This is a genomic window from Rahnella sp. P4_A8, from assembly GCF_056402435.1.
This window is the reverse complement of sequence record NZ_JBFUHK010000229.1, coordinates 1-1,416: the sequence shown is the minus strand read 5'-3', so window position 1 is coordinate 1,416 and position 1,416 is coordinate 1. Positions and strand designations below refer to the sequence as shown.

Annotated in this window: 2 protein-coding genes; one reads left to right on the top strand and one right to left on the bottom strand. The window is 47.5% G+C overall.

The genetic code is table 11. The features are described 5' to 3' along the window. Nucleotides 1-766: EAL domain-containing protein (locus AC1DUO_RS24970; RefSeq protein ID WP_477989364.1), on the top strand; the 766-nt coding region annotated here is incomplete at its 5' end. Between the two features lie 390 nt (nt 767-1,156). On the opposite strand, the gene AC1DUO_RS24965 is transcribed toward AC1DUO_RS24970, so the two are convergent. Then, a partial coding sequence (locus AC1DUO_RS24965; protein ID WP_477989362.1) for a hypothetical protein occupies nt 1,157-1,416 on the bottom strand: 260 nt, incomplete at its 5' end.

Genomic DNA, 1,416 nt, shown 5'->3' with positions numbered 1-1,416 from the left:
CAGACAAACGCTGAAGAAAAACCAAGGGTTATATTTGGTCTATCAACCGAAAATCTCACTGGTGACGGGGCGCGTAACGGGTGCTGAAGCACTGCTAAGATGGCAGCATCCTAAAAACGGCGAAGTGCTGCCGGGGAAGTTTATTCCTTTGGTCGAAAAGACCAGCCTGATGCGTGAACTCACCGCGTGGGTAATCGATCACACCATCGCACAGCTGAGTGCCTGGCGGGATCGGGGACTTTCTCTGCCCGTTTCAGTTAATCTTGCCGCCAGTGATTTTTCTCGACCAGATTTCGCTGAGGAGCTTGAACAGAAATTGCGGGACGCACGTTTAGATCCATCCCTACTGGGGGTGGAATGTCTGGAGACAGAGAAGATGCTTGAGAGTCCAACGGCTCTTAACGGACTGGCCATGCTCAAATTACGCGGATTTAAAATATCTCTGGACGATTTTGGATCTGGATACAGCAACATTAATTACCTGCGTCAAATTCCAATGGACATAATCAAGCTCGACCGCTCTATTGTGAGTGAGATTGCCCGTGACAAACCCAGCCTTATTATTGCGCGCAACGTTGTCATGCTTCTCAAGCAACTTGATTATGTCGTCCTGGCCGAAGGCGTCGAGGACGCCCAAACAGTTGAAATTTTAAGAGGATTGGGGTGCGATGAGGTTCAGGGGTATTTTTATGCCAAGCCGATGGTATCGGTTGCCTTTGAAGCGTGGTATCGGGCCAGAAACGAAGCGCTGGAAAAGAAGCCATGAAGCGGTCTAATTATCAGGATAACTATGTAAGCTCACCAACTGTTCCTTTTTGAGGAACACTGCATTGCTAACCTAGCGCTTACCGGTCTCTACGAAATTGTTTGGCATTTTAACTGTAATTACTTGCCGCATTTTGTACCACGCCTGCATACGCATGAGTGAGATAGGCCATCAATTGGAACCTCAGTTTAGTAATCACAAGTTAAGACTTTATAATTATTAAAACTTTTCAAATTTGCTTGGATTGGAATAGATGTCAAGGTCCGCTTTTCGCTCATAGCCGCCCTTGCTCGTAGCAGTGGGCAGCTTTGTGCCATGAGCGTACACCATCACCCGCCATATTGCGGGTGCATTTTTCCGGCGGTTCACCCTCAGCCGTTCGTAGCTGAGCTACTTTTTGCTAACAAGATAAGCAGCAATGGCCGTTAATCCACCTATAAGGGGCATAGGCCCAGCGCCTGCCAGGAAGTTATCGCGATCTATCTGGTTATCTCGGCGAATATCAGCAAAGCGTGCAAGCGCGTTTTTTTCATTCGTGGCACTGACCTCTTCAAACTGTTTTTCGTAGCCATGTTCAATCAGCTGAGAAGCTTTGCCCACGTCCGAGCTTTCCAGTACAACAATTTGCTTACCCTTTTGAAAAAAAAAGT